Annotated in this window: 22 protein-coding genes; 12 read left to right on the top strand and 10 right to left on the bottom strand. The window is 72.5% G+C overall.

Annotated elements, in window-relative coordinates:
* Positions 1-17 precede the first annotated feature (17 nt).
* Complete coding sequence (locus HTZ77_RS19615) at positions 18-1109, bottom strand: CapA family protein (RefSeq protein WP_175591061.1); 1092 nt, start codon at positions 1107-1109, stop codon at positions 18-20.
* A gap of 93 nt (positions 1110-1202) precedes the next feature.
* Entirely contained in the window at positions 1203-2036 is an 834-nt protein-coding gene (locus HTZ77_RS19610; protein ID WP_235994876.1) for a helix-turn-helix transcriptional regulator, read from the bottom strand.
* 101 nt (positions 2037-2137) lie between these two features.
* Between HTZ77_RS19610 and HTZ77_RS19605 the strand changes: the two genes are divergently transcribed.
* Positions 2138-3553, top strand: coding sequence for an MFS transporter (locus HTZ77_RS19605; protein ID WP_175591060.1), 1416 nt, complete (start codon positions 2138-2140; stop codon positions 3551-3553).
* A gap of 82 nt (positions 3554-3635) precedes the next feature.
* Positions 3636-4367 (top strand): DUF6082 family protein, encoded by a 732-nt coding sequence (locus HTZ77_RS19600; RefSeq protein WP_175591059.1) that lies wholly within the window; start codon positions 3636-3638, stop codon positions 4365-4367.
* Positions 4368-4414: 47 nt separating this feature from the next.
* On the opposite strand, the gene HTZ77_RS19595 is transcribed toward HTZ77_RS19600, so the two are convergent.
* Positions 4415-4636 carry a DUF397 domain-containing protein gene (locus HTZ77_RS19595; protein ID WP_175591058.1) on the bottom strand — a complete coding sequence of 74 codons (222 nt, stop codon included), beginning with the start codon at positions 4634-4636 and terminating at the stop codon, positions 4415-4417.
* Between the two features lie 44 nt (positions 4637-4680).
* Entirely contained in the window at positions 4681-5544 is an 864-nt protein-coding gene (locus tag HTZ77_RS19590) for a helix-turn-helix domain-containing protein (protein WP_175591057.1), read from the bottom strand.
* Between the two features lie 727 nt (positions 5545-6271).
* Here HTZ77_RS19590 and HTZ77_RS47530 point away from each other — a divergent pair.
* The 6 genes from HTZ77_RS47530 to HTZ77_RS19565 all read left to right on the top strand — a co-directional run bounded on the left by HTZ77_RS47530 (position 6272) and on the right by HTZ77_RS19565 (position 11803).
* Complete coding sequence (locus HTZ77_RS47530; protein ID WP_268960044.1) at positions 6272-6403, top strand: hypothetical protein; 132 nt, start codon at positions 6272-6274, stop codon at positions 6401-6403.
* Between the two features lie 2 nt (positions 6404-6405).
* Positions 6406-7053: a hypothetical protein gene (locus tag HTZ77_RS19585; RefSeq protein ID WP_175591056.1), complete on the top strand. Its 648-nt coding sequence runs from the start codon at positions 6406-6408 to the stop codon at positions 7051-7053.
* A gap of 139 nt (positions 7054-7192) precedes the next feature.
* Entirely contained in the window at positions 7193-9379 is a 2187-nt protein-coding gene (locus tag HTZ77_RS19580; protein WP_175591055.1) for a molybdopterin-dependent oxidoreductase, read from the top strand.
* Between the two features lies 1 nt (position 9380).
* Positions 9381-9992, top strand: a complete 612-nt coding sequence (locus HTZ77_RS19575; protein WP_175591054.1) for an HD domain-containing protein — start codon at positions 9381-9383, stop codon at positions 9990-9992.
* A 63-nt stretch (positions 9993-10055) separates the two neighbouring features.
* Positions 10056-10934, top strand: a complete 879-nt coding sequence (locus HTZ77_RS19570) for a Rieske 2Fe-2S domain-containing protein (protein ID WP_175591053.1) — start codon at positions 10056-10058, stop codon at positions 10932-10934.
* A 29-nt stretch (positions 10935-10963) separates the two neighbouring features.
* Positions 10964-11803: an NAD(P)H-binding protein gene (locus HTZ77_RS19565; protein ID WP_175591052.1), complete on the top strand. Its 840-nt coding sequence runs from the start codon at positions 10964-10966 to the stop codon at positions 11801-11803.
* 21 nt (positions 11804-11824) lie between these two features.
* Here HTZ77_RS19565 and HTZ77_RS19560 read toward each other — a convergent pair whose 3' ends face one another.
* The 3 genes from HTZ77_RS19560 to HTZ77_RS19550 are packed head-to-tail and all read right to left on the bottom strand — an operon-like array spanning position 11825 to position 13708.
* On the bottom strand, positions 11825-12082 hold the full coding sequence (locus HTZ77_RS19560) for a hypothetical protein (protein WP_175591051.1): 258 nt from the start codon (positions 12080-12082) through the stop codon (positions 11825-11827).
* A 30-nt stretch (positions 12083-12112) separates the two neighbouring features.
* The gene (locus tag HTZ77_RS19555) at positions 12113-12865 is read right to left on the bottom strand and encodes a sulfite exporter TauE/SafE family protein (protein ID WP_205302911.1); all 753 of its coding nucleotides are present in this window, start codon (positions 12863-12865) and stop codon (positions 12113-12115) included.
* 54 nt (positions 12866-12919) lie between these two features.
* A complete protein-coding gene (locus HTZ77_RS19550; RefSeq protein ID WP_175591049.1) occupies positions 12920-13708 on the bottom strand; it encodes an ABC transporter ATP-binding protein in 789 nt (262 codons plus the stop codon).
* Positions 13709-13807: 99 nt separating this feature from the next.
* Here HTZ77_RS19550 and HTZ77_RS19545 point away from each other — a divergent pair, with 99 nt between their 5' ends.
* Positions 13808-14500 carry a hypothetical protein gene (locus HTZ77_RS19545; RefSeq protein ID WP_175591324.1) on the top strand — a complete coding sequence of 231 codons (693 nt, stop codon included), beginning with the start codon at positions 13808-13810 and terminating at the stop codon, positions 14498-14500.
* A 16-nt stretch (positions 14501-14516) separates the two neighbouring features.
* On the opposite strand, the gene HTZ77_RS19540 is transcribed toward HTZ77_RS19545, so the two are convergent.
* Both HTZ77_RS19540 and HTZ77_RS19535 read right to left on the bottom strand, forming a co-directional pair.
* Positions 14517-15155 (bottom strand): response regulator, encoded by a 639-nt coding sequence (locus tag HTZ77_RS19540; protein WP_175591048.1) that lies wholly within the window; start codon positions 15153-15155, stop codon positions 14517-14519.
* Entirely contained in the window at positions 15152-16384 is a 1233-nt protein-coding gene (locus tag HTZ77_RS19535) for a GAF domain-containing sensor histidine kinase (RefSeq protein WP_328808660.1), read from the bottom strand. The genes HTZ77_RS19540 and HTZ77_RS19535 overlap by 4 nt, the downstream gene beginning before the upstream one ends.
* Before the next feature lie 123 nt (positions 16385-16507).
* Here HTZ77_RS19535 and HTZ77_RS19530 point away from each other — a divergent pair, with 123 nt between their 5' ends.
* The 3 genes from HTZ77_RS19530 to serB all read left to right on the top strand — a co-directional run bounded on the left by HTZ77_RS19530 (position 16508) and on the right by serB (position 19464).
* On the top strand, positions 16508-17164 hold the full coding sequence (locus tag HTZ77_RS19530) for an SDR family NAD(P)-dependent oxidoreductase (RefSeq protein ID WP_175591047.1): 657 nt from the start codon (positions 16508-16510) through the stop codon (positions 17162-17164).
* Positions 17161-18171, top strand: a complete 1011-nt coding sequence (locus tag HTZ77_RS19525) for an S-adenosylmethionine:tRNA ribosyltransferase-isomerase (protein WP_175591046.1) — start codon at positions 17161-17163, stop codon at positions 18169-18171. Before HTZ77_RS19530 ends, HTZ77_RS19525 begins: the two co-directional genes overlap by 4 nt.
* Before the next feature lie 75 nt (positions 18172-18246).
* The gene (gene serB / locus HTZ77_RS19520) at positions 18247-19464 is read left to right on the top strand and encodes a phosphoserine phosphatase SerB (RefSeq protein WP_175591045.1); all 1218 of its coding nucleotides are present in this window, start codon (positions 18247-18249) and stop codon (positions 19462-19464) included.
* Here the strand turns inward: serB and HTZ77_RS48260 are convergent.
* On the bottom strand, positions 19454-21850 hold the full coding sequence (locus HTZ77_RS48260) for an FUSC family protein (protein WP_175591044.1): 2397 nt from the start codon (positions 21848-21850) through the stop codon (positions 19454-19456). The genes serB and HTZ77_RS48260 overlap by 11 nt on opposite strands.
* Between the last annotated feature and the right edge of the window lie 20 nt (positions 21851-21870).

Raw genomic sequence — 21870 nt, 5'->3', positions numbered from 1 at the left:
AACCGCTCGGCGGACTGTCAGGGCTTGGTGGACAGGCCCGTGCAGGAGCGCAGCGCCCGCCAGTCGGCCACCGCCTGGGTCCTGGCGGAGCCGGCCATCGGCACCGGGACGCCGCCCTGGATGGTCGCCGGGGTCCACTGGTCCTTGAGCACCTTGCGGCCGTCGATGGTGAGCGTCAGCACCCCGGTCCGGCCGGTCGTGGCCGGGTTGGAGTTGTAGAAGACGAAGTTGCCCAGGCCGTAGCTGATGTACGAGTTGTCCAGGTAACCGGCGCCGAGCAGGATGTGCGCGTGGCCGCCGACCACCACGTCCGCGCCCGCCTTGACGAGCTTGGGGGCCAGCGAGAGCTGCGCCGGGTTGGGGCACTTCTGCATCTCGGTGCCCCAGTGCAGGTGGACGATCACGGTGTCGGAGTTCTTGCGCGCCTGCCGTACGGCCCGCAGCAGGCGGTCCTCGTTCTTGGCCGAGGCGAGGCCGCCCTTGCCCGGCGTGGCCGTCCAGGAGTTGACGAACTCGGCGTCGAGCACCTGCGTGGCCCCGATGATCGACACGCGGTTGCCGTTGACCACCCTGCGGAACGGCCGGTACGCCTCGGTGTCGTTCGCCCCGATGCCCACCACGGGGAACTTCGACTTCTTGATGGCGGCCAGCGAGTCGGCCAGTCCGCTCTCCATGTAGTCCATGCCGTGGTTGTTGGCCATGGAGACCACGTCCACCCCGGCGGCCTTGAGCGCGGTGAAGGCGCTGGCGGGCGCGCGGAAGGTGAACTGCTTGCCCGGCGCCGGGGTGCCGCCCGTCGTGATGGCCGTCTCCAGGTTGACCATGGTCAGGTCGGCCTTGCGCAGCACGGGCGCGATCGGCCCGAGCGCGGTGCGCGGGTCGTTGAGCCGGTTGCGCAGCACTCCCTCGAAGTGGACGTCACCGCCGAAGGAGATGGTGAACGGCCGGCGTTCGGCGGACGGCGTGGAGTCAGCCGCCGCGGGCTTGTCCAGGGCCTGCTTGCGCTGGGCGCTCGGCCGGGGGTCGGGCTCCGACGCGGCGCACGCGGCGGAGGCGGTGAGGGCTGCGGCGACGGCCACGGCCGCGGCGGCACGACGGGGGAGTCTCATTTGTCGCCACTTCTGCTTGATCCTGACATTCAGCCAATGAGCATGCCATGGGCGACGGACCGGCGCGCGCCGGTCGGGCGGAGAAGACCTGGGTCAGCGGGACATGAGCCGGGCGACGGCCTCGCGGCTGACGTCGTCCATCGGGGTGTAGACCACCATGCGGGTCTCCGGAGCGGCCGAGGAGTTGAAGCTGGCCGTGCTGAAGCGGAGCCTGCCCATCTCGGCGTGCTTGAAGGTCTTCTCGCGCGGTCCCGGCTCGGCCACGTCCTGGCGCGCCCACAGCCGGGCGAACTCGGGGCTCTCGCGGCTGAGCCGGCGCACGAAGTCGCGCCAGCACGGGTCGTCGGCGTGGCGGCTGTAGGCGCCACGGAAGACGGCCACCGCGCGGGCCAGCTCCTTGTCACGGTTGACCAGCACGCAGGCCAGGGGGGTCATGCAGCTCTGCCAGAGGGTGTTGCGCTCGCCGTCGGGCGCGCCGACCACCTCGGGGAACAGCGCCGCGTAGGCGGGGTTCCAGGCGAGCACGTCGGAGCGGCTGTTGACCAGGCAGGCGGGCATCGGGCTGATCTGGTCGAGGATGGCCTGGAGCTGCGGGGTGACGCACGTGCTGGCGTCGTTCGGCACGTCCGTGGAGTGCCCGGCCAGCCGGTAGAGGTGCTGCCACTCGGCGTTGTCGAGCCGGAGCGTGCGGGCGATGGAGTCGAGCACCTGGGTGCTGGCGTTGATGGGACGGCCCTGCTCCAGCCACGTGTACCAGGTGACGCCCACGCCGGCGAGCTGCGCGACCTCCTCGCGCCGCAGGCCGGGGGTGCGCCTGCGCGGGCCCGGGGCGAGCCGCACCATCTCGGGCGTGATCCGCTCGCGCCTCGTGCGCAGGAACGCCGCGAGGTCGCTCCGCTTGCTCTCCTTGATGTCCGCCATCGTCATGTCTCCACTATGGGCCGCCGGGCAACAACGATCCAGGTGGTGCCAGTACCAGTATAAAGAGGCTCTCGTTACTGGTACCGGAATGCCCTCATCCTAGAACCATGACCCAAACAGCCGTTTCCCCCTCTTCTCCGGCCGTACAACAGCCGGAGAGGACCAGGGCCGGCGGTCTGCTCCTCACGGTCATCCTGGTGGGGCAGTTCCTGGCCATCCTCAACGTCAACATCGTCAACGTGGCCACGCCGACCATCCGGGCCGACCTGCACTCCTCCGGCGCGGGACTCCAGATGATCGTGGCCGGCTACACCATTGTCTACGCCGTCCTGTTGATCACCGGCGCCAGGGTCGGCGACCTGTTCGGCTACCGCAACGCCTTCCTGAGCGGTCTGGCGCTGTTCGCCGTCACCACGCTCGCCTCGGGCCTCGCGCCCTCGACCGGGTGGCTGGTCGCCTCCCGCCTGGCCCAGGGCGCCGGCGCGGCGCTGATGATGCCGCAGGTGATGACGCTCATCCAGCGCAACTACCAGGGCGCGGCCCGGGGCCGGGCGCTCGGCCTGTGGTCGGCCGTGATCAGCGGCGGCATCGTGGTCGGCCAGGCGCTGGGCGGCGTCCTGCTCGGGCTGGGCGCCGGCTGGCGGATCGTGTTCCTCGTGATGGTGCCGGTCGCCGTGCTGCTGCTGGTCGTGGGGATCAAGGTGCTGCCCCCGGACGCCGGCGGCGCCCGGCGCGCCGGTCTCGACCCGGCGGGCCTGGTGACCCTGTCGGCGGCCGTGCTGCTGTTCGTGGTGCCGCTCGTGCTGGGCAGGGACCTGGGCTGGCCGCTCTGGGGCTGGATCTCCATGGGGCTCAGCGTGGTGATGTTCGTGGTGTTCGTCCGGGTCGAGCGCTGGGTGACCGCGCGGGGCGGCCGGCCGCTGGTCGACGCGTCGGTGCTGCGGGCCCCTGGCATGCGGCCCGGGCTGGGCGTCCTGCTGTTCGGGCCGGCGACCTGGGGCGCGTTCCTGTTCACCTCGGCCCTGCACCTCCAGGGCGAGCTGCACCTGTCGCCGCTGGCCTCCGGCATGATGCTGGTGCCGTGCGCCCTCGCGTTCGCGCTGGTCGGCCTGGGCTGGCCGCGCCTGCCCGCGCGGCTGCAGCGCCGGCTGGTGCCGTTCGGGTACGTGGTGGCCGCGCCGGCGTACGTCGGCCTCGGCCTCGCGGCGGCGGGCGGCCTGCCGTACGCGGCCATGAGCGCGCTCATCGGCGCCGGGCTCGGCGTGCAGGTGGCCGTCACGAACCTGGCGACCGAGCAGGTCGCCGACGAGTACGCGGCGGACGCCAGCGGAGCGCTGCTGACCGTCATGCAGCTCGGCCAGGTCATCGGGGTCTCGACGGTCGGGACGCTGTTCGTCTCGCTCCAGGGCCACGCCTCGGCCTCCATGTCCACGGCGGCCGCGCTCGCGGGACTGGCCGTCCTGGCCGGGATCAGCTCCCTCTTCCTCGTACGGCGCCGCACCACCACGGCTCCCGTGACCTGAGCTCAAGACCGGCTCCGCACATGAAACGGCCCGTGCCCCCGAATCGGGGGCACAAGCCGTTTCGGCGTGTCAGGGTGAAATCATGTCCCCCCGCTTCGGCCATGATCGTTCGCGCCTCGTGGTCGCTCTGGTCACGGCTTTTTCGATCGGCTGCGTCATCGCGGCGACGATGTCATCGCCACTCCTGCTGCAAGCCCTTCTTCCGGTCGGGTACAGATGGCAGGAACTGAGCGACATCGGGCAGGCCTATGGCGTGGCCTCGGCCATTCTCTCAGCTCTTGCACTGGCAGTGGTCGGCCTGTCGTTCTTCCTCCAGGCCAAAGAGGCGAATTATGCGCGGCATACGGCGCAACGCACTCATCATCTGAACCTGATGCAGCTACAGATGGAACACCCGGAGTTGCACAATGCGTTAGGGGGCATGGCTTCCGGATTGAATCCGCGACTTCACCTGTACCTCAACCTCATCCTGTCCTACTGGGAGATGCTCTACGAGGTCGGGGAGATGTCCGGACCAGTGCTTCTGGAATACGCTCGCGCCGACTTCTTCGGCACTCCCGCGGGGAGGATTTTCTGGGAGAACACCCGAGAACACCGCCGTGCGGTCGCGCAGACCCGGCGAGCGGCCCGCTTCGTCTCGCTGATCGATCGCGCCTGGGAGATGGCCGGCCCGACGGAGAGCGAGCAGACGCCGATCCCCGCACGGACTCCTTCACGCCAGGCACGTCGCGCCATGGCCGTCGCCGCGGCACTCGCCACAGGTGCGGCGGCGGCGGTGCTCCTCCGCGCCCTACGGTCGCAGACCGGCACATGAAACGGGAGAAACAGGAACGGCCCTGGATCGCCCAGGGCCGTTCGGAGTCATACGCGTGGCGCTAGTGCAGCCACATCGAACTCACCCTCGCGCACCCCTGCCACGAACGCCGCCCATTCTTCTTCGGTGAAGACGAGCACAGGACTGCCGTCGATCTTGCTGTCCCTCAGTGCGACACCGCCGTCGCCGAGCGGGGCGACTTCGACGCACGTGTTCGAGCTGCAGAAGCTGCTCTTCTGCCAAGCGGCCGCGCTTATGTTGATCTGCATTGTTTCCTCGTATGGACAGAAGGGCTCCATTGCCCTTTCTTGCGCTAATCTCGCCACTGCATGGCTTTACGCTGGATGAGCACGCGAGATTCATCCTCATCAAGTGCCTCTGCACTCAGATATTCGAACGCCGCCTCATAGCCGGCGACGCGCTCGAGATTTTCGACGAAGTGCCCTGAATAAAGCTGCTCCAGGTACACGACATCATCGAACCCCGCACATTTTAGGTGGACAAATCCTCCCGTATTGACCGCGTGTAGCGACTCCAAGGTAAGTACGCGAATGCTGACGTGCGGTCGCAGCGAAGTCTCCAGGAGATGCTCCATCTGTGCCCGCATGACCGAGGACTCGCCGTATTTGCGCATCAGGACCGACTCGTCCAGGACGAAACGTACGTCCGGCGGATCGGGGCGGTGCAGGACGCGCTGCTGCCGGTCCATGCGCGCCTCCACCCGGCGCTGGACACCGCTGTGCGTGAATCGGATGATGCTCCGAAAGGCTGAGATCACCTCACGCGCATAGTCCTCGGTTTGAAGGAGGCCTGGCACGATCTGGGGTTCCCAGTTGCGTTGGCACACGGTCTCCGCCTCCAATCCGAGGAATTTCGTGTACTCCTCGGACAGAGCGTCTTCGTAATCCTCCCACCACCCCCGCTGATCCGCGTCCCGCAACAGGCCGAAGAGTTCGTCAAGCTTCGCGTCGTCCGCACGGTAGAGCTTGGCCATGGACTCGACGTCCTCGGCACTGGGCATGGTCTTGGATGCTTCAATGCGGCTCACCTTGCTGGCGGACCAGCCGAGGTCGCGGGCGGCGGCGGCCCCCGTGAGCCTTCGGCGCTCGCGAAGGAAGCGGAGCTCCTGGCCGAGCCGGAGCCTGCGGACAGTCGGGCTGCCCTGTTGCGATGGCACCGTCCACTCTCCTCGTCGGGAAGGAAGGTGTAACCGGATGTGTCGTTTGGAAACCGGAGACGGGTGGACCGTTCGCCCAATCTTACCTTGCAAGTTGCATTCGTCACTGCACAACAGCCAGCGGCGTCTGAGTGACATCCCCAGTACAGCGCGCTTCCATGCAACTTGCACCGCAATTGGTGCGGCAAGGTGCGAAGAAATCTAAATCTTCTCTTGCGCAAGCTCTTGCAAGCAAGGAATGCCGGGAGGACCATCAAGGCCAGGAGGGAGATCGAGCGTACGAGGAGGCCGGGATGACCAGGACACGGCCCGGCTCCGAGAGCTCCTCCCCCACGATCACGCGCGGCCACGCGGGCCGCACCACCGGCAACGGCGCCGTCCCGGATCCGCAGATCTACGCCAGGGAGGCCGCTTGCCGAAAGGGTCCCGCAACCGTCTGAGAGAACGCCGCGCACGCAGCTCCGCCCGGCCGTCCGCCACGAGCGCCGCTCATCCGAGCACAGGTCAGGGGAGCACCGAAGAGCCGGACCCAGGCCGGGCACCGATTGCCGCATATGGGCTGCCACCCTGCGACGACGCGGTCACCAGCCTGCAGTCCGGCTTGAGAAGCCACCTCGAGTAATGCCGCGAAAGGGGGTCTTCTATGTACCCACAAGGTACCAAGGGACTCAGCCGAATCAAGTCCCGGATCCGGGAACTCATCGCCTGGGCCGACCGAGAGATCTGCATGGAGCCCGACGAGTTCGCCTACCGGCGGGGCTGGACCGTGAACCGCGCCGGGTTCGGCTGCCGCGTGTACCGTGACCCGCGCTTCGACCAGCTCACGCTTCCCGCCAAGGTGGCCGAGGAGGTGTCGTGAGCATGCCGCGCAACCCTCGCAACCAGATCTATCCCGCCAACGAGGACCTGCCGGCCGCGGGCCGCGGCGGCCTCCTGGCCCGGTTCTGGCGCTGGCGCACCGAGCTGCTGCTGCTCGCGCTGCTCGGCCTGGTCGCGCTCACGCTGCCGGCCGCCGTGCGGGGCGGCCACTGGACCCCGTTCGCCGTGCTGGCCGGGGCGGTCTCCGCGCCGGCCGTCACCCGGACGGGCCGCAACTGGGCGGTGGCGCACTTCTGGTGCGTGGTCTCCCGCCACCGCCTCCAGCGGACCTGCCTGGAGACGACCATGCACACCCGCTCCGGCCGGATTCCACTGGTGCTGTGGATCACGCCGACGCGCACCGGCGAGAAGGCACTGATCCTGACGAGGGCCGGCATCAGCGCCGCGGAGTTCGAGGCGTACGCGGAGGAGATCGCCGCGGCGTGCTGGGCGAGGAGCGCGAACGTCTACCGGCACCGCCGGTGGGCCCAGCTCGTGGTGGTCGAGGTCGTGCGGCGCGAGGAGCTGCCGGGCGCGCTGCCGCCCGGCCTGGAGCGCCTGTACGGCAGGCGGGCCTGGATGGCGCTCCGCCACGACCTAGAGGAGCCGCCTGATCTCCTCCCGCGCGAACGGGCCCTGATCGCGGCCTGACCCGCCCGATGAGCCCAGGGAGCGCCCACCGCGCCGGGCGTTCCCTGGCCGAAGCCCCGGAGATCGCGGGGGCTCCGGGGCTTCCCCCTCCGGTCGGTACGAGCCAAGATGAGTTCAGTCCGCGAACCCAGGAGTGGCGATGACGACCGTCCACCGGACCTGTCCCCTGTGCGAGGCCGTGTGCGGCCTGACCCTTACCCTCGACGAGGGCGGGCACGTCACCCGCGTCCGCGGCGACGTGGACGACCCGTTCAGCCGCGGCTTCATCTGCCCCAAGGGCGCCAGCCTGGGCCGCCTGGACGAGGACCCCGACCGGCTGCGCCGGCCGCTGATCCGCGAGGGCGACCTGTGGCGCGAGGCCGGCTGGGACGAGGCGTTCGACCTGGTCAAGGCGAACCTCGACCGGGTCGTCGAGACGTACGGCCGGCAGGCGCTCGGCATCTACCTGGGCAACCCGAGCGTCCACAGCATGGCCGGCTCCCTCTACGGCGGTCCGCTCATCAAGGCCCTGGGCACCCGCAACGTCTTCACCGCGAGCACCGCCGACCAGATGCCGAAGCACGTGGCCAGCGGCCTGATGTTCGGCCACCCGCTGGCCATCCCCGTGCCCGATCTGGACCGCACCGACTTCCTGCTCATGCTGGGCGCCAACCCGCTGGAGTCCAACGGCTCGCTGTGCACGGCGCCCGACTTCCCCGGCCGGCTGAAGGCGCTGCGCGCGCGGGGCGGCCGGCTCGTGGTGGTCGATCCGCGCCGCACGCGTACGGCCGCGCTGGCCGACGAGCACGTGTTCGTCCGGCCCGGCACCGACGCCTACCTGCTGTTCGGCCTGGTCCACACGCTGTTCGCCGAGGACCTGACGCGGGTGGCGCAGCCGGTCGGCGGCCTGGACGAGGTGCGCGAGGCGGCCAAGCACTTCCCGCCCGAGGCGGTGGCCCGGCGTACGGGCGTGCCGGCCGACGTCGTCGTACGGCTGGCCAGGGAGCTGGCCGCGGCGCCCACCGCCGCGGTGTACGCCCGGATCGGCACCTGCACGACCGAGTTCGGCACGCTGGCCCAGTGGCTGGTGGACGTGCTCAACGTGCTGACCGGCAACCTCGACCGGCCGGGCGGCGCCATGTTCCCCAAGGCGGCCACCGAGTCCCCCGGGCGGCGCCGGCCGTACACGGTGGGGCGGTGGCGCAGCCGCGTCCGCGGCCTGCCCGAGGCCAACGGCGAGCTGCCGGTGGCCACCCTGGCCGACGAGATCGAGACGCCGGGCGAGGGCCGGATCCGGCTGATGGTGACCGTGGCCGGCAACCCGGTGCTGTCGGCGCCCCACGGCGACCGGCTCGACGCGGCCTTCGCCGGGCTCGACTTCATGGTGAGCGTCGACCCGTACCTCAACGAGACCACCCGGCACGCGCACGTCATCCTGCCGCCGCCGCGCGTGCTCCAGTCCGGCCACTACGACTTCGCGCTGCTCGGCCTGGCCGTGCGCAACTACGCGCGGTACTCGCCGCCGTCGCTGCCGCTGGACGGCCGGCCGTCGGAGGCGCTGATCCTGTCGCGGCTCGCGGGGATCGCCTCCGGGCTTGAGGGGGACCTGGACGAGTTCGTCATCGGCGGGATGCTGGCCAGGGCGGTGGAGACGCCGGGGTCCGCCGTGGAGGGCCGCGACGTGGCCGAGCTGAGGGCCGAGCTGGACGGCCAGACGGGCGCGGAGCGCCGGCTGGACCTCATGCTGCGGCTCGGCCCGTACGGCGTGTGGGCCGGCAAGGGCGACCTGTCGCTGCGCAAGCTGCTCGACCACCCCCACGGGCTGGACCTCGGACCGCTGGAGCCCCGCCTGCCCGAGGTGCTCAGGACCGCGTCCGGCATGGTGGAGCTGGCCCCGCCGCAGCTCCTGGAGGACGTCGAGCGGCTGCGCGGGCGGCTGGAGGAGGAGCCGCCGGAGATCGTGCTGATCGGCCGCCGGCACCTGCGCTCGAACAACAGCTGGATGCACAACGTCGCGCCGCTGGTGGGCGGCAGCAACACCTGCACGCTGCAGATCAACCCGGCGGACGTGTCCCGGCTCGGCCTGGACGGCACGGCCGTGGTGCGCTCGGCCCGGGGCGAGCTCACGGTGCCGCTGGAGCCGACCGACACGATCATGCCCGGCGTGGTCTCGCTGCCCCACGGCTGGGGGCACGCGGGCAGCGCGCAGGCGGTGGCCGCCGAGCACGCCGGGGTCAGCGCCAACACCCTCACGGACGAAACGGCGATCGATCTTCCTTCCGGAAATGCCGTGTTCAACGGGGTGCCGGTCACGATTTTGCCAACTGGGGTGATCACCGCACATTAAGGTGTCGCGCGTGACTATCGCACCAGAAGAGGACCGCCTGACCGCCCAGATCGCCTTCGCCGTCGAGATCGACAAGTTGAAGCGGGTCATCCGCCGCAACCTGCTGATGGACGGCTCGCGGCGGGAGAACGACGCCGAGCACTCCTGGTACGTAGGCATGCTGGCCCTCGTGTTCGCCGAGCACGCCCCACCCGGCACCGACATCCAACGGGTGATCGCCATGCTCCTGGTGCACGACCTCGTGGAGATCGACGCCGGCGACACCTTCATCTACGACCCGGTGGCGGTGGCCGCGCAGGCCCAGGCCGAGCGGACCGCCGCCGAGCGGATCTTCGCGCTGCTGCCGGGCGACCAGGCGGCGTCGATGCGGGAGCTGTGGGAGGAGTTCGAGGCGCGGGAGACCCCCGAGGCGAGGTTCGCCAAGGCGCTCGACCGCTTCGCGCCGATCCTGGCCAACCACAACACCGAGGGCGGCACGTGGCCGCTGTTCCGGGTCACGGCGTCGCAGGTCAAGGAGAAGGTGCGGCTCATCGAGGAGGGCTCGCCGTCGCTGGGCTCGTACGCCATGGAGCTGGTCGAGCTGTCCGTCGCGAGAGGTCACCTCTCCGAGTGATGCCCTCACCCCTGGGGTAGGGGACTTGTCGTGAAAGAGATAGTACGACCGAGACGTAGGCAGATGCGTGTTTTGGGGGGACCGCTGGACCTGGCCGACCGGCTCGAGAAGTCCAAGGCCATGGACAAGCCCATCCAGAGGCTGGCCAAGGCCGTGCGTGACCGGATCCGGCCGGGCCTGCTGCGGGACGTGCTGCACGGCGTCCCCACGGGCAAACCCCTGCACCCGCCGCTGGCGACGGTGAGCCTGGGCTGCTGGGCCTCGGCCGGCGTGCTCGACCTCACGACCATCGACCCCCGGGCCGCCCGGCTGCTGCTCGCCGTCGGCATCGGCAACGCGCTCCCCACGGCCGCCGCCGGCCTGACCGACTGGTCCTCGCTGCACCGCGAGCAGCAGCGCGTGGGCTTCGTCCACATGCTGGCGAACGTGACGGCCCTCGGCCTGTTCACCGCCTCGCTGGCCACCCGCGTGGCCGGCCGCGAACGCGTCGGGCGCGTCCTGTCGTGGACCGGGCTCGGCGTGGGCAGCCTCGGCGCCTACCTGGGCGGCCACATGGCCTACCGGCAGGCGGCCGGCGCCAACCACGCGCCGCAGGTGGCCCACCTGGTGCCGCTCGGCTGGCACGACCTGTGCCGGCTCAGCGACCTGCCCGACGGCCGGCCGGTCGCGCGCCGGCTCGGCTACATCCAGCTCTTCGTGCTGCGGCGGGGCGAGGCCGTCACCGTGCTCGCCGACCGCTGTCCCCACCTGGCGGGCCCGCTCCACCAGGGCCGGCTGGTCTCGGAGAACGGCGAGGTCTGCGTGGTCTGCCCCTGGCACGGCAGCACGTTCCGGCTGGAGGACGGCTCGGTCAAGCACGGCCCGGCCACGGCCCCCGCTCCGGCGTTCGAGGCGCGGGTGCGCAAGGACGGCACGATCCAGGTACGGCCGGGCTTGATCTGAACCTAGCTTGAGGTTCTACGGTCGGAGGCATGAACAACATCCTCGTGACCGGTGCGACCGGCAACGTCGGCAAACACGTCGTCTCCCAGCTCGCGCAGGCCGGGATCCCGGTCCGCGCGCTGGTGCGCGACCCGTCCCGGGCCAGGCTCCCCGAGAACGTCCAGGTGGTGGCCGGCGACCTGACCGCCCCCGAGACGCTGGAGCCGGCGCTGCGCGACGTGGACTCCGTCTTCCTGGTCTGGCCCGGGTTCGCCGCCGAGACGGCCGAGCCCGTGGTGGAGGCCGTCGCCAAGCACGCCCGCCGTGTCGTCTACCTGTCGGCGGACGTGCCCGGCGCCGGCGACGACGACGAGCCGACGATCTTCCACCAGCGGATCGAACGGCTCATCAAGCGCACCGGCATGACCTGGACCTTCCTGCGCCCCGGCGGTTTCGCCGTCAACACGCTCGGCTGGGCCGACCAGATCCGGGAGGGCGTGGTGCGCTGGCCGTACGGGGCGGCCTCCCGCTCGCTCATCCACGAGAAGGACATCGCGGCGGTCGCGACGCACGTGCTCACCTCCGGCGGCCACGCCGGGGCGGCGTACGTGATCACCGGGCCGGAGCGGCTGACACAGGCCGAGCAGGTGCGCGTCATCGGCGAGGCGGTCGGGCGGGAGGTGCGCTGGGAGGACATGCCGCCGGAGGAGGCGCGCCAGGTGCTCACCGCCGCCTGGGGCGACCCCGGCTTCGTGGAGTCGGCGCTGCGCGGGTGGGAGTCGTTCGTGACCGCGCCGGAGAAGGTCACCGACACGGTGGAGCGGCTGCTGGGCCGGCCGGCGCTGACGTTCCACGAATGGGCGCGGGACCACGCCGCCGACTTCCGCTGACGATCCCTGCTGCTTACGCCGTCAGTCCTCGCCCCCGCCGTCCCCGGCGTACCGCCGCGCGGAGTTCTCGTCGGCGGGGTGCTCCACCAGGGCGAGGATGCGGCTGGACATGAACCGCGCGGTCCGGACGGCCGTGCCGCCGCGCGTGACCTCGCTGACCTCGACCAGGCCCCGGCGCGTGGCCACCTCGACGCGGCGGCCCGCACGGGTGGCGACCACTTCGTAGGTGCGCGGGGTGCCCCCCGCATCGATGACGATCTCCACCCGATCACCCTTCATGTACGGATTTATGCCCAAAAAGCTGAGAAATTATCCGTACACCAGTTTGATAATCGCGACGATCCCCACCGCCACGATGATCCCCCGCAGCACCGGAGCCGGGATGCGCCGCCCGATCCGGGCCCCCAGGAAGCCGCCGGCCGTGGCGCCCAGCGCGACCGCCAGCACCGCCCACCAGTCGATGGGAGCGATGAAGAGGAACAGCACGGCCGCGGTGGCGTTGACGACCAGCGACAGCACGTTCTTGGCGGCGTTGACCCGCTGGATGCCGTCGTCGAGGAAGCTGCCGAGCAGGCCGATCAGCAGCACGCCCTGCGCCGCGCCGAAGTAGCCGCCGTACACGCCCGCGGCGAAGACGCCCAGCCAGAGCGCGATCCCGCCGTGCGGATGGGGATGCTCGCGGCGCGCCGCCAGCCAGCCGTTCAGCTTGGGCTGGATCACGACCAGGACGCACGCCAGCGCGATGAGCACCGGCACCACGACCTGGAACACGCCCCGGTCGAGGAACAGCAGCAGGATCCCGCCGATGAGCGAGCCGAGGCAGGAGGCCGGAGCCAGCCGCAGCAGCCGCTCGCGCTGGCCCTTGAGCTCCTCGCGGTAGCCGTAGGCGGCGGTGAAGGAGCCCGGCACCAGGCCGATGTTGTTGGAGACGTTGGCGACGACCGGATCGACGCCCACGGCGACCAGGGTGGGGAAGGTGATCAGCGAGCCGGACCCGACGACCGCGTTGATGGCCCCTGCCGCGACACCGGCCGCGCAGACCGCGACCCCTTCCCAGAACATCACCCGCCCGAGCCTAGAGGGCCCGCCCCCGCGCGGAAGCGCTGGGGTGCCGGGTCACAGGGCGCGCGCGTACCAGCGGCCACCCGCGCTGCGGTCGAGCGTCAGCGGCACCCCGAACGTCTGCGACAGGTTGTCGGCCGTCATCACGTCGTCGAGCGCCCCCTGCGCCACCACCGAGCCGTTGCGCAGCAGCAGCCCGTGCGTGAACCCGGCCGGCACCTCCTCGACGTGGTGCGTGACCAGCGCCAGCGTGGGCGAGCGGTAGTCGTGGGCCAGCACCGACAGCCGGCGCACCAGGTCCTCCCGGCCGCCCAGGTCGAGGCCCGCGGCGGGCTCGTCGAGCAGCAGCATCTCCGGGTCGGGCATCAGCGCGCGGGCGATCTGCACCCGCTTGCGCTCGCCCTCCGACAGCGTGCCGAACCGGCGGCGGATCAGGTGCGCCGCCCCCAACATGTCGATCAGCTCGACGGCCCGGGTCACGTCGTTGGAGTCGTACTCCTCCGTCCAGCGGCCCATGATCCCGTACGAGGCCGTGAGCACCAGGTCGATGACCTTCTCCTCCGGCGGGATGCGCTCGGCCAGCGCGGAGCTGGCCAGCCCGATCCGCGGCCGCAGGTCGAAGACGTCGGTCTGCCCGAGCCGCTCGCCCAGCACCTCGACCACGCCCTCGGTCGGGAACAGCAGCGTGGCCGCCACCTGCAGCAACGTGGTCTTGCCCGCGCCGTTGGGCCCGATCACCACCCACCGTTCGTCCTCGTTGACCGTCCAGTCGATGCCGCGCAGCAGGGCCGCTCCGTCGCGCCTGACGACGACGTCCTGGAGCCGCAGCACCTGACCACCCATCCCCGGATCCCTCCTTTAGGAGAACGCTCGGGACAAACCTATTGCAGGGCGAGCGCATATCGTGGACCGGTGCACCCTGAATCGCCTGTCTGCCGGGTCATGGTCGCCTGGGGCAACGCCTGGCTCGCCGGTCACGTCGGCCTCGACGAGGCCGCCGACCGGGTCGAGAGCGCCGGCGGCCCCACCGTCCTGGGCGAGGTCACGCTGCGCCGGCACCTGGCCGACCTGCGCGGCGACGGGCTGAGCGAGTTCCGGCTCGCGCTGCCCGCGCCCGGCGACCCGCTCGGGCTGTCCGGTCCGCCCGAGTTCAACGCCGCGGCCGTCGAGGCGCGCCAGGCGGTCATCGCCGTGCTGCCCGAGCGGCGCCTCGGGCTGGTGCCCTTCACCGACCGGCGCGGCTCGTCGTACGTGGGCGTGCGGATGTCGGTGCACGAGGCGGGGCCCGTACGGCACGACCTGCCGTCGGTGGCGGAGGCCGAGCGGGAGCTGTCCGGCGCGATGCGCGCGGCCACCGAGGTGCTCGCCGGGGTCGACGGCCCCGCGCCCGTCCGGCCCGACCGGCTCGGAGCCGGGGGAGGCGAGCTGGCGCCGGGCTACCCGGCCCGGGCACACCGCGTCGCCTCGCTCGCCGCCCGGCTCGCCACGGTGCTGCGGCTCGCCGGGGAGCGCGGGCTCACCTCGGGGCAGGTCACCGCCCGCGACGCCGCCCTCCGCGAGCTGGACCACGCCGTACGGCGGGCGCTCGTGGCCTCCTGCCACGCCATCCTGGAGCCGTCGCCCGACCGGCCGTAGCCCCTCCGGCGGGAGGTCAGGCCAGGCCGTGGCGCACCGCGTACAGCGCGGCCTGGGTGCGGTCCTGCACGCCGAGCTTCATCAGCACGTTCGACACGTGGGTCTTGACCGTCTTCTCGGCCACGGCGAGGCTCCGGGCGATCTCCCTGTTGGAGCGGCCCGCCGCGATCAGCGCGAGCACCTCACGCTCCCGCTCGGTCAGCGGCGCCGGCCCGGGCACGCCTCCCCCGCCGCCCGCGTGGGCGCCCGCGGCCGCGCCGAGCATGGCCTCGGCCGCCTCGGGCGCGAGCAGCACCTGGCCGCCGTGGACCGCCCGCACGGCCTGCGCCAGCGCCGACGGGTCCACGTCCTTGTAGAGGAACCCGGCCGCGCCCGCCCGCATCGCCGGCGCGACGTCCGACCGGTCGCTCACCGACGTGAGCACCAGCACCCGGGCGGGCGAGCCGGACAGCCGCTCCAGCGCGCCCAGCCCGTCGAGCACCGGCATCCGCAGGTCGAGCAGCACCACGTCGGGGGTCAGCTCCGCGGCCAGCTCGACGGCCCGCTCGCCGTCGCCCGCCTCGCCCACGACCGTGATGTCGTCCTGCAGGTCGAGGAACGTGCGCAACCCCTGCCGCACCACCGGATGATCGTCGGCGATCAGCACCCGGATCACACGCCCACCTCCACGCGGACCGTCGTGCCCCGGCCCGGCGCCGAGTCCACGGTCATCACCCCGCCCACCGACTCCGCCCGCTCCCGCATCGACACCAGGCCGAGGCCGCGCGAGCCGCCCTGCTCGAAGCCGCCGCCGTCGTCGGAGACCGACAGGGAGAGCTTGCCGCCGGCTTGGCGCAGCCGTACCGCCACCTCGGCGGCGCCCGAGTGGCGCAGCGCGTTGTGCAGCGCCTCCTGCGCCACCCTGAGCAGCGCCACCTCCACGGCGGGGTCGAGCGGCGGCGGCTCGTCGCAGTCGAAGACCACGCGCGCCGGGTGCAGCCGGTCCAGCAGCCGTACGTGCTTGCGCAGCGTCTCGGCCAGGCCGTGGCGGTCCAGCTCGGCCGGACGCAGCTCGACGATCACCGCGCGCAGCTCGGCCAGCGCCTCGCCGGCCAGCCGCTGCACGCGCTCCAGCTCGGCCGCCGCCCGGTCCGGCGCGCGCTCCAGCATGGTCGCGGCGGCCTGCGCCGTCAGCCGCAGCGAGAACAGCTTCTGCGTCACCGCGTCGTGCAGCTCGCGCGCCATCCGGTTGCGCTCCTCCAGCATGGCCAGCTCGCGGCCGCGCTCGTACAGCCGGGCGTTGGTCAGCGCGATCGCCGCGTGCGCCGCGAACAGCGTCAGCAGCTCCTCGTCGGCCGCCGTGAAACCGCCCGGCGTGCGCTTGTTGGCCAGGAAGACGATGCCGAGCACCTCGTCGCCGTCGCGGATCGGCACGCCGATGAAGTCCTTCATCACCGGGTGCGCCTTCGGCCACCACTCGAAGCGGGGATCGTCGCGCAGGTCGGGCAGCCGCACCGGGGCGCCGTCGCGGAGCATCGCGCCGAGCATGCCGTGCTGGCGGGGCAGCGGCCCGATCGCGTCCCACTGCCGGTCGGTCAGCCCCTCGGCGACGAACTCCGCGAACGAGCCGTCCTCGTCGGGGACCCCGAGCGCGGCGTAGCGGGCGTCGAGCAGCCGCTGCGCCGAACGGACGATGACCTGGAGCACCTCGCGCACCGACAGGTGCCGGGTGACGGCGAGCACGGCGCCGCTCACGGCCTGCAGGATCTCCTCGCGGTCCGACGACCGCGCGGGCAGCCCCTCCGGCGGGGCGTCCTCGCGGTCCGGACCCTCCTGCGGGGCGTCCTCGCGGTCAGGCCCCACAGCCCCGCTGTCCTGCGGGATCTCCTCATGGTCCGACGTCACGAGACCCACTCTAGGGTCCCCCTCACCGGAGTCCCTCCCGCGAAGGTCCTAGGACGAAGTGCCCAGACCTGGACGGGTCCGCGGCCCGATGTCGTACGGGCGCCGCCTTCCTACCGTCGAGACATGACGAACACCGCACTGATCACCGGCGCCTCCCGCGGCCTCGGCCTGGCCCTGGCCCGGTCGCTGGCGGAGGCCGGCTGGGACCTCGTGCTCACCGCGCGCGGCCGGGACGACCTCGACCGGGTCGCCGCCGAGCTGGGCGCCACCGCCATCGCCGGCGACGTGACCGACCCGGCGCACGTCGAGCGGCTGTCGCTGGCCGTGCCGGAGCTGGACCTGCTGGTCAACAACGCCAGCGACCTCGGGGTGACGCCGCTGCCGCCGCTCGCCTCGTACTCGCTGGAGGCGTTCAAGCTGCTGCTGGAGACCAACGTCACCGCGCCGCTCGCGCTCGTCCAGGCCACGCTGCCCGCGCTGCGCCGCCGGAGCGGCGCGGTCGTCAACGTCACCTCCGACGCCGCCACGGGCGCCTACCCCGGCTGGGGCGGCTACGGCGCCACCAAGGCCGCGCTGGAACAGCTCTCCAACGTGCTGGCCGCCGAGGAGCCCGGCCTGGCCGTCTGGTGGGTGGACCCCGGCGAGATGAACACCCGCATGCTCGCCGACGCCGTGGGCGAGCAGGAGGCCGCCGGCGCCACCGACCCCGCCAAGGTCGCCGCCGCGCTGCGCGACCTGGTCACGTCCCGGCCCGCCGGCGGAAGGGTGAGCCTCCAGTGACCGCGACCCTCGACTTCGCCCTGCCCGACGCCCTGTCCGCGCACGAGCCGCCCGAGGCCAGGGGCCTGGCCCGCGACGGGGTGCGGCTGCTCGTCTCGCGCGGCGACGACGAGCCCGCCCACCACCGGTTCACGGACCTGCCGTCGCTGCTCGCACCCGGCGACCTCGTCGTGGTCAACAACTCGGCCACGCTGCCCGCCGCCGTCCGGCTCGACCGGCTCGCCGTCCACTTCTCCACCGCGCGCGAGGACGGCACCTGGCTGGTCGAGCTGCGCCGCCGTACGCGGGCCGCCTCCGAGCCGTACGCGGGAGGGGAGCCCGGCGAGTGGCTGCCGCTGCCCGGAGGGGCAACGCTGCGGCTGCTCGGCCGGGAGACGCCCCGGCTGTGGCGGGCCCGGCTCGACCGGGACGTGGAGGCGTACCTACGCGAGCACGGCATGCCGATCCGCTACTCGTACGTGGCCGAGGACTGGCCGATCGACGCCTACCAGACCGTGTTCGCCACCGTGCCGGGAAGCGCCGAGATGCCCAGCGCGGGCCGGCCGTTCAGCGCGGAGGTCGTGACGGCGCTGGTGGCGCGCGGCGTGCGGATCGCGCCCGTCACCCTGCACACCGGCGTCGCCTCACCCGAGAAGGACGAGCCGCCCTACGCCGAGCGGTACGAGGTGCCGGCGCCGACCGCGCGGCTGGTGAACCTCACCCGGCGCGACGGCGGGCGGGTCGTCGCGGCCGGCACCACCGTCGTCCGCGCCCTGGAGACCGCGGTGGACGCCGGCGGGCGGGTCACGGAGTCGGCGGGCTGGACCAGCCGCGTCGTCACCCCCGACGACGGGGTGCGCGTCGTCACCGGCCTGCTCACGGGGCTGCACGAGCCGCGCTCCAGCCATCTCATGATGCTGTCGGCCGTCGCCGGGCGGACGGCGCTGGCCCGGGCGTACGAGGCGGCGCTGCGGGAGGGGTATCTGTGGCACGAGTTCGGCGACTCCCACCTGCTGCTGGCCGGGTGAACGCCAGTGATCCACGTCATGAACACCCACCCCTGGTCCGCGTCCACCCCGCGCGGCACAGTAGCGTGACTGGATGTGGACCAGCGGACCCTCCTGATCACTCTCAACGGCCCTGACCGGCCCGGCGTCACCTCCCGGCTCTTCTCCGTCCTGTCGGGCTTCCCGGTGACCGTCTCCGACATCGAGCAGGTCGTCATCCGGGGGCGGCTCACCCTCGGCGTGCTCGTCGCCTACGCCGGAGGACCGTCCACCGGCACGGGCACCACCCTCGGGGCCCTGTGGACCTCCGTGGAGCGCGTGGCCGAGGACCTCGGCATGGAGGTGGAGCTCTCCACCGGCTCCCTGGCCAAGGAGAAGCGCCGCCGCGGCCGGCTGTCGGTCAGCGTCCTCGGCGCCACCCTCCAGCCCGCGGCCATCGCCGGCATCGCCGGCCGCATCGCCGCCGCGGGCGCCAACATCGACCGCATCGAGCGCCTCGCCCAGTGGCCCGTCACCTGCATCGAGCTGTCCGTCTCCGGAGCCGACCCCGACGCGCTGCGCGTCCAGCTCGCCGCCGAGGCGGCGACCCAGCAGGTGGACGTGGCCGTGCAGCGCACCGGCCTGTCCCGGCGGGCCAAGCGGCTCGTCGTCATGGACGTCGACTCGACGCTCATCCAGGGCGAGGTCATCGAGCTGCTCGCGGCGCACGCCGGCTGCCTGGACGAGGTCGCCCGGGTCACCGAGGAGGCCATGCGGGGCGAGCTGGACTTCGCCGAGTCGCTGCGCCGCCGGGTCGCCCTGCTCGAAGGGCTGCCGGCCGACGTGCTGGAGCGGGTGCGCCAGGAGGTCGTGCTCACGCCCGGCGCGCGCACCCTCGTCCGCACGCTCAAGCGGCTCGACTACCGCTTCGCCATCGTCAGCGGCGGCTTCACCCAGATCACCGACGCGCTCGTCGAGGACCTCGGCATCGACTACTCCGCGGCCAACGTCCTGGAGATCATCGACGGGCGGCTCACCGGCCGGGTCGCGGGCGAGATCGTCGACCGGCCCGGCAAGGCGCGGGCGCTCGAACGGTTCGCCAGGGAGGCGGGGCTGCCGATCAGCCAGACCGTGGCCATCGGCGACGGCGCCAACGACCTGGACATGATCGCCGCCGCCGGCCTGGGCATCGCCTTCAACGCCAAGCCGGTGCTGCGGCAGGCGGCCGACACGACCGTCAACACGCCGTACCTCGACTCGATCCTCTACCTGCTCGGCATCTCCCGGGACGAGGTCGAGGCGGCCGACGCCGAGGACACCGCGCTCACCCGCTGACCCGCCGGCCCAGGGGCGCGGCGGCCTCGCGGGCCAGTTCGAGGGCGTCGGAGCACAGGGAACGCAGCGCGGGGTGCGCCGTCACGGTCAACCGGAGCTGACGGCGCACCGCCGAGGTGTCCACGGCATGGGAAGGCGTCGCGGCCTCCTCCCGAGGCGCGTGCCCCTTCTCCTGGGGAATGTGCTCCTTGGCCGCCGCCTCCTTCGCGGCCTCCCTGGCCACCGCCTCCTTGATGATCGACGTGACCTCGCCGGCCAGCTCGGTGAGCCGTTCCTCCAGCTCGTCCGCCTCCGGAGGGGGCTCGCCGCTGCGCACGGTCTCGGCCACGGCCGCCAGCCGGTCCGCCACCGCGTCCAGCACGGCGACCGTGGCGTCGGAGCCCACCTCCGATCCGCGCAGCACGGACGCCACCGCCAGCGCGTCGTCCCGCAGCCTGCGGGCCGCCGTGACCGCCTCCCGAAGCTCCCGCGGCACCTGTCCGCCCGGCTCCTTGTCCAGCTTGTCCAGCGTCGCGGTGACGGCGTCGGCGGCCTGTCCCGCCGCTTCCGCGTGTTCCACCACGGTGTGGAGGTCCCGCTCGCCCACCGCTTCCACCATCGCCCCGTGCTGCTCCAGCAGCTCCGCGGTACGGGTGCGCAGCCGTCTCCTCTCACTGCGCGGCCACAGCAGCCGCGCCGCCGCCAGCGCCAGCAGGCCGCCTCCCACGGTCAGCAGCACCCGGACCCCGGCCGCCCGCCAGTCGAGCGGGGTGGAGAAGTCGGCGAGCATCATGGCCAGCGGCGTCGCGAACACCATCCAGTAGGCGTAGCTCACCTCCCGTAGCGCGTACCCCACCGTGGCGAAGCCGAGCACGGTCGCGGCGATCGTGTACGGCCCCGGGACGGCCGCCAGGACCACCGCGGCCACGGCCGCGCCGAGCACGGTCCCCGCCACCCGCAGGACCACCCTCTCCACCGTGTCGCCGTACGTCGACCGCAGCGCCAGCATCACGGTGATCACGAACCACTTGCCGTACACCTCGTGCGTGCCGATCATGAGCGTCATCGCCGCGGTAACGGCGATGCCCAGCCGTCCCGGGTGCTCGGCGGTTCCCTCGGCCCGCAGCGCCCGCCACGCCCGCCGGGGCACACGGGCCGCCCGCCGCCACGCCCTGCGCAGGCGCGCCGGCCGCCACCAGCCGTGGCCGCCCCGCCAGATCGGCCGCCACACCACCGGCCGCCACGCCCTCGGAACCACGGCCGGCACCCGGATCCCCCGCGCGGCGAACACCCCAACCCCGCGCACCCCCACCACGATCCGGTCCAGGCAGCGCCGCACCTGCCCCAGCACCGCCATCCGCCGCAGCGACGCCGGATCGGCGCCGATCCTGGCCCGCTGCTCGCCCACGTACTCCCCGAAGGCCGCCGCCGCGGCCAGCGCCGCCTCCACGTCCTGCGGCGTCTTCGTGCGCAGCGCCACGGTCAGGGCCCGTACGACCGCGTCGATCCCGCAACGATCCCCCACGGCGAGTGCCCGCACGACCTCCTCACCCCCGCGACGATCGCGGTCCCCCAGAAGCGGCGTGACCTCGTCACCCCCGCCACGCCCCACGTCCGGCCGAGCCCGCGCAACGTCGTCACCCCCGCGGGGATCCTCTTGCCCCAGCCCCCGCATGACCCGGTCGCCCCTGCGGCGGTCCTCCTCCGCCGCCTGCGCGCGCAGCCCGCGCAGCGTGACCGTCTCCACGAAGACGCGGACGAGGGTCCGCACGTAGGCGTCGGCCGAGCGGGTGTTGTCCTCACCGGCGTGGAAGGCGGCCGACGCCGTGCCCGCCGCCTCCAGCGCCTTCGACGCGCGTTCCCGGCGCTTCCCCCACCCCTCGTCGTCCAGGTCGACGCCGTCGAGCATCGAGGCCAGCGACTCCCGTGCCCCGCTCAGCGCCTCGTGCAGCGGGTCCAGCCGCCGCACCGGCCACGGAGCCAGTGCGAGGACGGAGAACCACACCGCACCCAGCGCCATCTCCAACGGCCCTGACGGCCCGACCGGCGCGTGCAGGTAGAAGCCCAGAACCGCCGCGATCGCGGGCGGCGTCCCGACGATCCGCCACCGGGCCGCCGCCGCCACCAGGCCGATAGCCACGGCCCCCCACCACGGGTACGGCGCGACCAGCATCCCCAGCGCCATCCCCGACGGCACCAGCACCAGCTTGGCGACCAGGTTCCAGGCGCGTTGCGCGTACGGCTTGCCGTACATGTCGCCGAAGGCCGTCAGGTACGCACCGAGCGCCACGAACGCGCCCCCGTGCGGCACCCCGGCCGTCACCCCCGCGAACAGCGGACCCGACACGGCCGCCCCGCACAGCAGCCCGTACCCCCATGGAGGCCGCGCCGGCAGCGCGAACCCCACGCGCAACGCTCTGGCGGCCC

Origin of the sequence: Nonomuraea montanisoli, from assembly GCF_013363975.1 — a bacterium.
GTDB classification, from domain to species: Bacteria; Actinomycetota; Actinomycetes; order Streptosporangiales; family Streptosporangiaceae; genus Nonomuraea; species Nonomuraea montanisoli.
The sequence above is the reverse complement of the archived record's forward strand: the minus strand, read 5'-3'. Positions and strand labels throughout refer to the sequence as shown.

Coding starts and splice junctions, on each gene's coding strand:
- HTZ77_RS19555 (WP_205302911.1), bottom strand. CDS start 12,865: ATGTTCTGGGAAGGGGTCGCGGTCTGCGCGGCCGGTGTCGCGGCAGGG.
- HTZ77_RS19545 (WP_175591324.1), top strand. CDS start 13,808: ATGGTCGCCTGGGGCAACGCCTGGCTCGCCGGTCACGTCGGCCTCGAC.
- HTZ77_RS19550 (WP_175591049.1), bottom strand. CDS start 13,708: ATGGGTGGTCAGGTGCTGCGGCTCCAGGACGTCGTCGTCAGGCGCGAC.
- HTZ77_RS19565 (WP_175591052.1), top strand. CDS start 10,964: ATGAACAACATCCTCGTGACCGGTGCGACCGGCAACGTCGGCAAACAC.
- HTZ77_RS47530 (WP_268960044.1), top strand. CDS start 6,272: ATGGAGCCCGACGAGTTCGCCTACCGGCGGGGCTGGACCGTGAACCGC.
- HTZ77_RS19610 (WP_235994876.1), bottom strand. CDS start 2,036: ATGACGATGGCGGACATCAAGGAGAGCAAGCGGAGCGACCTCGCGGCG.
- HTZ77_RS19570 (WP_175591053.1), top strand. CDS start 10,056: ATGCGTGTTTTGGGGGGACCGCTGGACCTGGCCGACCGGCTCGAGAAG.
- HTZ77_RS19560 (WP_175591051.1), bottom strand. CDS start 12,082: ATGAAGGGTGATCGGGTGGAGATCGTCATCGATGCGGGGGGCACCCCG.
- HTZ77_RS19585 (WP_175591056.1), top strand. CDS start 6,406: ATGCCGCGCAACCCTCGCAACCAGATCTATCCCGCCAACGAGGACCTG.
- HTZ77_RS19615 (WP_175591061.1), bottom strand. CDS start 1,109: ATGAGACTCCCCCGTCGTGCCGCCGCGGCCGTGGCCGTCGCCGCAGCC.
- HTZ77_RS19605 (WP_175591060.1), top strand. CDS start 2,138: ATGACCCAAACAGCCGTTTCCCCCTCTTCTCCGGCCGTACAACAGCCG.
- HTZ77_RS19530 (WP_175591047.1), top strand. CDS start 16,508: ATGACGAACACCGCACTGATCACCGGCGCCTCCCGCGGCCTCGGCCTG.
- HTZ77_RS19595 (WP_175591058.1), bottom strand. CDS start 4,636: ATGCAGATCAACATAAGCGCGGCCGCTTGGCAGAAGAGCAGCTTCTGC.
- HTZ77_RS19580 (WP_175591055.1), top strand. CDS start 7,193: ATGACGACCGTCCACCGGACCTGTCCCCTGTGCGAGGCCGTGTGCGGC.
- HTZ77_RS19600 (WP_175591059.1), top strand. CDS start 3,636: ATGTCCCCCCGCTTCGGCCATGATCGTTCGCGCCTCGTGGTCGCTCTG.